The organism is Salinivibrio socompensis S35 (assembly GCF_000513715.1).
GTDB classification, from domain to species: Bacteria; Pseudomonadota; Gammaproteobacteria; order Enterobacterales; family Vibrionaceae; genus Salinivibrio; species Salinivibrio socompensis.
The window spans coordinates 1-8429 of the sequence record NZ_AQOD01000045.1; the positions used below are offsets into that span (position 1 = coordinate 1).

Below are 8429 nucleotides of genomic sequence, written 5' to 3' on the forward strand. Positions count from 1 at the left end.
TAAATATTATTCTAGGGATTCTAGTCGCTGATATTTGCACTTAAAAATCATAGCAACCACAAAGTACCAAAATGGTTACCTTAAGGCGCATTATGCTCATTAAAGTAACCAATATGGAACATTATTGGCGCAGCTTTTTTATAAGGACGAGCTCAATTATTCCCCGAAATTTCTTCTGTCGCCTCCTGACGCAGTTTCTGGGTATCCATTCCGTTTAGCCTTTCAATAGCTCTGTTTGCGGCACTTTGACGGTTTCCATCAACGTTTAGCGTACTTCCTGAGCCTGTGAGTCTTTCCAGATCCAGTGACGGTACTTCGGGTAGGTTGCCCGTAATCGATAAGATACCTATCCATTCATCCAGATTGACATGGCTCCAATCTACCTGGTTTAACTGACTCGCGGTCAAACCTTCACAGTTTGGTGACTTCGCACTACCCCAGCCAAGGCCCAATTGAGGACGTACTTGTTCTTGAATGATCCGTGAAAGTGGCGAAGTAAAGCAGCAATATGACTGCCGTTTTTCAACACAGGCACCTAAGAACTTAGACTTGCAGTAAGAGCCTACATAGTGGCAACTCTTCAATACCCGCTTGGCGTTCATTTCAAACTCGCTCTGCTCACATTTCCAGATAAGCTGAATGAGGATCATAGTGACTGAATAAATCATGTAGGCCGTCATAACCGTACTCAGAACCGCGCCAGCTGCGCCACCCAGCGCAAAGTTACCACCCGAAACGACACCGTCGGCTCCAACCGCGCCACCAACGTTGCTAAACAGTGCCGATTGCGCTCCCGAACCAAAGGTAGTACCTACCCATTCAGCCGTTTTGTTGGTCAACACCTGCATGAAGCCAGTCGCAGCTTGCTCCGCTCCCGCGCCAGCAGCCGTTGATGGCCCAGCCCCCATAAGAGAGTCCCATGCAGACACAAAGGGCTCTTTGACCGCACTCCAGGTGCTGGTAATTGGCTCCCTGAGCGTATTCCATGAACCATAGATTGCCGAAGACGGATTCATGGCCATGACTGCCGTATCAAGTTTGTTAACCGCCACGATCATCGTGATGTAGTCCGATAACGACACACCACTTGGCTTTTCACAGCAATCCACTATGCCACCAACGGCTTTTTTGCACTGGCCAGCATTACCTTTAAAAACCGTACACTCAACGTTATCTTGGCCATCAGCTCCCGTACATGACATATCATTGGTCATAAACTGCGCCGCATTAAGCATTGCAGCGGCCTCTGCAAAGTTAGCCTGCTTGATTGACTCTGGCTCTAAACAATCTGTGCCCATACAGCGAACAGGCCCCTCACAGTTGTATTGAGTTTCCATTCGAGCATTTTGCACTTCAACGCTTTGTCCGCAGTCATACACCAAACTTTGGATATAACAGAAGCCTTCATGACCAGCCCCGCCTTCAGTGCATTCGGTTCTGACATACTGACAGGCCGAGTTTTGCTCTAGCGCGGCACACGTATTGGTGGTCGTATTTTGTCCGTTATTGACGATGGTTTGCGTATTACCATTGGCATCTACCCAGCTATCTGAGCTGCCCATGTTGAACTCTGGATGAGCAGTCGAAGCATTGTAGGTCGCTCTTGCCCTCCAGCATGAGAGCCCCAGTCCATCAGAACTGCCGCGACTGGTTAAATGAGCAGGAGACGAAACAACCGCCGGATAAAGGCTTCCAAGATTGGCCAACTCGCCACTACCAACCGTTAACCCGTCGATTCGTTTTGTGCCCGTATCCAAACACTGCCACTGTACCGCAGTGAACTGATCCGTTTGCATCAAGCATTGGTCTATGCCCGGATCACTTGATTGATGAATAACGTCCTGCTCTAAGTACTTGCCAGAGAAGGTCAAGGAAGCACTCAGTTTCGCAGGAACCAAACACTTCTGAATTTCTCGGCTGCAAGTATCGAAATCGACTTTGTTCCAGCCGGGCTCACATCTGGAACGAGTGACTTCCTGGGGTTCATGCCACGAAATAATCGACCCATTAACGACCTTACACAATGAACCAACCAAGGTTCCTTTTGGACAGGTCATTTCAGGGTACTTAATGGACGGTTTCGTCTCTGTGACCGCTTCTTTATTGCCCGTCAGTGAGAGTGTCGTTTTCCAACCATTTGCCTTTGACGGCGACTCGGTGATTTTTATCTCAGTATTTTGATTATCAAAAATCCTCAGTGTCGCGTTTCCAGTTTGCATAGTACTGCTGTGCTGTGGAACAAAGCTGAGCGTTTCAGAGCTAAAGCAACCGCGCTCAATGGACAAGTTTTGTTGATGTGTTTCGGCGGATACACGTCGCTCTAACTGACACTGAGTAAGCGTGCTGATCTTCTCGCACACCTGGTAATCCGGTACATGCTTGGTTTCAGTAAATGGCGTAATCGTCTGCGTAGGCTCACAGGCCTCAAAGCTACTCGGCATAAGGTTGGATACCACGCACTTTGGATCGCTGGTTTGCAATCCACAGTCATAGGTATCGGTAAGACGAATGCATTCACCTTTATCATTGGTTTCGGCACATTCTGACGACATGAACCCACAGGAAGGATTCGCTTCAAGCACTTGGCAGGCCTGATTTTCAATCCCCTTATAGCTTTCATCATCCACACTAACTTGTACACGCCGACACAAAGGCGATATGCCAGTCACAGGGCTTGGGGCAAAGTAGGATTCACAAACTGAAACACCATTGACCACCGTACATCCGTTGGTTGAAGAAGGCTGATCCATGCATTGAATGCTGTAGTCTGAAAACTTCGTCGGGATATCCGCTGCTTGTTCGATACAGGATTGTGGCGACCAACTATCATTCATCACCACCTTGGTTGGATCAAAACGCACCTTGATGCGTGCATACCCCTCACCACTACCCGTAACCGATACGCGAATTTTTACCGGCACTTCTAAACCGGGTTCTACCGCTTTAAGCTTGGCAGTGAGATCGGTATTTGGATTGCGCTCCCAACTGGTACTGAGCTCGCAGCGACCTGCCGTTTCTGGTGGAAAGTTATTGTTCGGCCCAGACCAGACTTTCTGATCGCCAAGCCACACTTGCATGTAGTCATCCCATTTGGCGTACTCAAGAACGGCTGAGGTAATCGCATCGGGGTTCACGACTTTGAGTGTGATGGCCTGTTCGAACACTTTACAACTGCCACTCCAGTAGTTGTCACCAATTCGTCCTATCCAAACTTCAAGACACCCCTCACCACAAGAGCGAAGGTTCATCGGTCCTGAAACATGCTCAATAATGCCTGCCGTGTAATCGTGAGTAATAGTGCAGCTGTTAACCGCTGTATTGAGCCTGTCACATTGCTGGTAGTTTGGGCTTCCTTCACCTTGAGACTCACAGCCTGGGAAGCTTTGCGTCAATAGATTAGGGTCAGTTTGAACTGCATCAGTTAATGCCCAAAGCGGATCATTGACCATATCTGGCCGAGACCTGTCTTTGATTTGCTGTAGCGAGCGAAACGCCTCACCCGTAGCGCCACTTTCGGATGCCATGCTCTCTTGGCGCTGTGTCCCCAATTGATTCATGCTGGCATCAGAGCCATAAACGCCCGTTAAAACATCCAATGAGCCTGATCCATACCAGGGAAAAGCTCTTGCAAGTTAATGGACTCATTACCACTGCCATTCGGCACCGACAATGTATTGCCATTGAGTGCGGGCATCGTCCAGTTTTGCAGCAATTGCTTACCTTCTTGTTGTCCGCTTAGGCCGGATTGGCGCTGCACATCAGCGGCCACACCATGTAAGGGCAAGCACGCCATAGTGATTGATAAAACACCCGCTAACACTCGGGTAAAAAGTGTTGGTTTCATGGTTAACCTCCCGAGTTACAGCAGTCTTGCCAGCGCCACAAAATGTAGAGCGCATCTTCACCGGCACCGGGGATTGTTCGCCACTCTCCCCATTTCATGGTGCTTTCACCGATGACATGCGCACTTTCAGTTTCCGGTACAGGGAAGAACATACTCATCTTGTATTGGGATTTCGGCAGCATGGGTTCGATAACAGGTCGACATAGCGCACTGTTCCCCATTGTTCGCCTAGCAAGACCACGCCTATGCTGAGCCGCGATTGCACGCGCCGCTAAATGACTGGTGTTTTCTGCTAATGAGCCGAAGGCTAAGGTGTGGCCAGATAACGGGTAGAGATGCCCCCAACTGCCAGCACACCAAAATAACTGGTCGATGGGTTCACCAAGCGTTGATGAAGCAGCGTCAGCGGTACAAGCAGATATAGCCAATGGATTGGCAACGGCAGCCGCTTCAGGCTGAGTAAAAAAGGCCAGTTCATCGTTCAGCCATGTTGGGTCCAATTCCGACAAATACATCAAGTCAAAGTCCATGTAACCATCGGCATTGCAATTGCCATCCATGAACAAATCGAGCATGACCAAAAGCGGAAAGGCGTAATAATGGTAATGGTAGAAAGCGAGATCACCGGTGTCGTATTCACCTTCGCCATGACCACCTTGCAGTCTCCTATCACCTAACGGTAAACGAATCCCTCCCAGTGAAGGCGAACAACCCGGCGTTCTGACCAGTTCAATCAGACGCGCTGGCTCCCACATGCTGGTAACAATACCTGGCCTTGGCACGCCTAAGTTGTCTTCACATAAGCAAAATGACTTGTTTGATGCGCCGCTTGGGACACTGCCAGAGCCAAGAGGAAGCCCTGCAACCCGGATAGGAAAAATGCATGACCAGCAAACATCCGTCAGCAACTTGCCCGACATTAAACCCGCGTCTGGGCAGGTCAGTTCGGCTTTTGCAGGAATAGATGCGCCCAGGACAAGCATGACAACGAGAGTCCGCAACCGACGATACGTATTTATTGAGCTTTTTCATGAACAAGCTCCTTTGCTGGAATTTCTTCTATTTCAAACGCGAGCCCCTTTGCTTGAACAAACGATGGGGTGACTTGCAAATCAAAGCGCTGCTTTAGCGAGGCATTGAGAAGGTAAACCGGACTGTCCAATGTCTTTTCGAGCGCATTGAGTCGATTCCAACCTTGAGCACGGTCGAGCTGCGTGGTGATAAGCGTAATGCGGCGCAGTGTCCTATCTTGGCCCTCAAGCCAATGCGCAACTGCGTTTACTTCTTCAGCGTTCGACGCATTAAACACGATGAGCTGCTGAGTAAATGGCAAGGCTTTGAGCGGGTTAATACGCGCTCCTGCTGGGATCAATGTTCGGCCATTGGCATCCAATAGTGGCCGCTGCATGACGATGGTTGGATCAACCATTCTTATCCGATACTGCGTGGCTTTGGGTAAGTCAGTAAATGTTTGGCGAGACCAGAAACGCTCAATGGCTTTTTTCTTTAACGCGCCCAGGTCAAGCGACTGTAAACGCTGCATCGCCACTTGCATCAAATCCGGTTCTAAAATCGAATGAATTGGACCACGTTGACCCAATGAACCGGTATTTCCTGTTTCAATTTGACGCTGCAACCAGTCCTTGCTGTAAACCCCTAGTGCACTTGCAGTCACCTTGTCATCTTCTATGCGGAAAATGGCAGGCACGCTAGTCAACCGCCAGTGCACAAAGCTTTCGGATCGATTCGAACCTGAGGAACAGGATCAAGTCCCGCCATCAGGGTATGCCAATCACGGATAGCCGCCCCCAAGGTCTTTCCTTCAGGAATTCCCCGAAACAACACAATAGCACCGGTAGCACTGGCCTCTTTAAATAGCTGCTTCAGTGACGAATCACCCAATGAGGACGATGCAAATATCAACCATTCATCGCTGTGTTTGAGCGACACAGGTTGTTCAACCGGTGCAAAAGGCTCGATAAATTCAGATGAACCATCCACAGCACTTTGTAAAATGCTGCGGCTCATTTCGACGATCTTTTTGTCCTCGTCAGACAACGGAAAAGGCTCTTGTGCCCAGGAAACTTGAACCCAAGACAATGGAGCAACCAACAAAAATAAGAGACATAGTCTTTGCATCATCTACCTCCTACCAAAGCGGCCAAGCGCGACCGACAATCTGCTCGCGCTTAACGGCATTCCAATAGCGGGAGTCGAAACTCGTAGCAGCCTCGCCGGAAAACCAATATTCGTTTTCTTGCAGCGTCAACGAGCGGCTAAATTCTGTTTCAGCCACACCAAGACGCTGGGCTAATGCCATGCCGGTAGAGACTTGAGCACCATTCACCAGCACATGCTCAGGCGTCACATTGACTTCATCCCCAGGCATCCCTGTTAGGCGTTTCAGCATCCGAGTACCGTCGTTATATAACGGAGCGAGTCCTTTTGAGTGGAAGGCATACAAACCATCCTTAACGGGCTCTTTATTCCATAGGTCAATCAGATACACCGTGGTATCAGGCAGGCAGCGCTCTTGCTGGGTATCAATACCTATTCGGTAGCGCATCATGGCGTAGGTGCCTACCAAGGCCATGATTAACGCAAGAACGGTCAACCGAATGAGATATGGCCGCCAAGGCATTCTTTTACGGAGTATCTGCATGAGACACCTCCTTTGAGCCTACTGGCACAAATACAGAATCATCAGCACCCACCACCGCTTGGGCATCCAGCACGATAAAACCGGCTGCTTTTAACTTTTCAATTTGCTGATTGATCTGAAGCAACCTGGATTCGATGTCTTGTTCGCTGGCATTGGGGCCCAGTGACAACACCGCCTCTCCAAAATCCACGACTGCAATGGGCGTACTTAACGCCAACTGGCTGTGGATGGGTTCGAGTGTTTTCATTAAGAGCCAGCTGGTCATTAAACCGCTACCAGCAACAGACAAAGTAATAGAGCCATAAATGGCCAAAGCGTGGACTTATTCATAGCCTCGCTCCTTTAACAACTGGGAGATGGCATCAGCAACAGAAAGGCCTTTGCGCGTTAACTGCTTAATCGCGTTTACATCTTCTGCACGGGACGAGTACAACAGCTTGTGAAACGGATCGACGATGAGGCGGCCAATCCCGGTGCCCATCTCGGTAATAAAGAAAATTTCGGAATAGACACCCGTGACGGTATGAACGGTTTTCAGGTACTCATAACCGCCTTCACCTAGTGGCAAGCGGCCTTCTTTTTTGAGCGCGTTGATGGTTTCAGCTTTTTGACCAAGCAGGTACATATTGGCCGAGTTTTCAGCGATGGCTTTACCTGTAGGGCTGTCATACAAATCGTTAACCGACTGCGTTACCGTTACAGCACTGCCGCCATATTTTCGAAATCGCCGGTAACCCGTCTCGATGAACTTACCGACATCACCTTGAGTCAGCAGATCCCAGGCTTCGTCAATGAACACAATCTTGCGACGATCCCGCTCACCTAAGTACATCTCTTGCTGGATTTGGTAGATAAGCTGAAGCAACACCACTTGTTGCAGGTGCTTGCGCCCCTTGAGCTCTTCTAACTCCAGAACGGTGAAACGGTTTTTGAAGCGAATATTGTTGTGACCATTAAAGAAACGGCCATATTCGCCCTGTGTCGTAAACGGATAGAGCTGCTCACCCACGTCTTGCACACGTCGGTCTTCGTGATTTTTCAAGGCATCTGCCACATCATCAACTAACATGGCACGACCTTTTTTCTCCCACAGTTCACGGGTCTGGCGCTTTAGGTTGGCCATCTGAAAATCGGTTAATGACTGCGTAGGCGCGGCCATTGCGGCCAATAATCCAACCAGTACATCCGCTTCTTCGTCATAGTCCTCAACGATTTCAAACGGGTTTAAGCAAATGCCACTGTCCCGCCCGAACTGTAAGAACTCTCCGTCATAAACTTCACACAGCTTTTCATAGGAGCGGCCAACATCAATCACCCAGCATTGCCCGCCTTCAGATATGTAGGAGGAGATGATTTCGTTCACTAGGAATGACTTGCCCGATCCCGATTGCGCCGCGATGCAACAGTTGTAATTACTGCCCGAGTCATAAAGGGACACACTCATGATCTGGCCATTACGGGAAACAAAGTTAATCACTGGCGTGCCTGTGCCTTTCCAATCTGCAAACAAAGGCAACAGAGGGATCACATGCCGTGTCGCCATGGTCTTGAATCGAAACAAGTCGTTCATCGCCTGGCGGTCGGCTCCAAATGGCAGGGCATTCAGAAAAATGGGCAAACAGAAGTACTTGTCTTCCATCAGCTCAAATCCGAGTTCTTTGAAGTACGTTCGAGCATTTGAAACAGAGCTGATGGACGCGTCTTCCGTTGGTGAAAACAGCGTCAAAGTCATATTTGCCCGAATAAGACGATCACCTTCTTGCAAGGCTTCAAAAAGAACATCAAACCCCTTTTTCTTGGCTGCAAGCACCGGCACAAACTTGAGCATCGGGCCATAGGCCTGATTGACCGCCCATTGACGCTTCGTCTCTAGACGAGATCGCATCGCCTCGGCTGAGGGAAGTGGAAGATGGTGGACATTTA

At 49.4% G+C, this 8429-nt stretch carries 4 protein-coding genes and 2 pseudogenes; all 6 read right to left on the reverse strand.

Features of this window, described 5'->3' with window-relative positions; genetic code table 11:
* Positions 1–152: 152 nt before the first annotated feature.
* A pseudogene (traN, locus tag DZ54_RS19610) lies at positions 153–3844 on the reverse strand (conjugal transfer protein TraN).
* A 2-nt stretch (positions 3845–3846) separates the two neighbouring features.
* Positions 3847–4876 (reverse strand): annotated as a pseudogene (locus DZ54_RS19615) (TraU family protein).
* A gap of 681 nt (positions 4877–5557) precedes the next feature.
* Entirely contained in the window at positions 5558–5986 is a 429-nt protein-coding gene (locus DZ54_RS27390; RefSeq protein WP_420804841.1) for a TrbC family F-type conjugative pilus assembly protein, read from the reverse strand.
* Between the two features lie 7 nt (positions 5987–5993).
* Positions 5994–6506, reverse strand: coding sequence for a S26 family signal peptidase (locus DZ54_RS0106355; protein WP_025673472.1), 513 nt, complete (start codon positions 6504–6506; stop codon positions 5994–5996).
* A complete protein-coding gene (locus tag DZ54_RS19625) occupies positions 6490–6753 on the reverse strand; it encodes a plasmid-related protein (protein WP_338057041.1) in 264 nt (87 codons plus the stop codon). Before DZ54_RS19625 ends, DZ54_RS0106355 begins: the two co-directional genes overlap by 17 nt.
* A 75-nt stretch (positions 6754–6828) precedes the next feature.
* Positions 6829–8429, reverse strand: a 1601-nt coding sequence (gene traC / locus DZ54_RS0106365; protein ID WP_037353767.1) for a type IV secretion system protein TraC, incomplete at its 5' end; no start/stop codon positions are given.

Excerpts from the sequence above, each read along its gene's own strand:
- DZ54_RS0106355 (WP_025673472.1), bottom strand. The coding sequence starts at position 6,506 with ATGCAGATACTCCGTAAAAGAATGCCTTGGCGGCCATATCTCATTCGG.
- DZ54_RS19625 (WP_338057041.1), bottom strand. The coding sequence starts at position 6,753 with ATGAAAACACTCGAACCCATCCACAGCCAGTTGGCGTTAAGTACGCCC.
- DZ54_RS27390 (WP_420804841.1), bottom strand. The coding sequence starts at position 5,986 with ATGATGCAAAGACTATGTCTCTTATTTTTGTTGGTTGCTCCATTGTCT.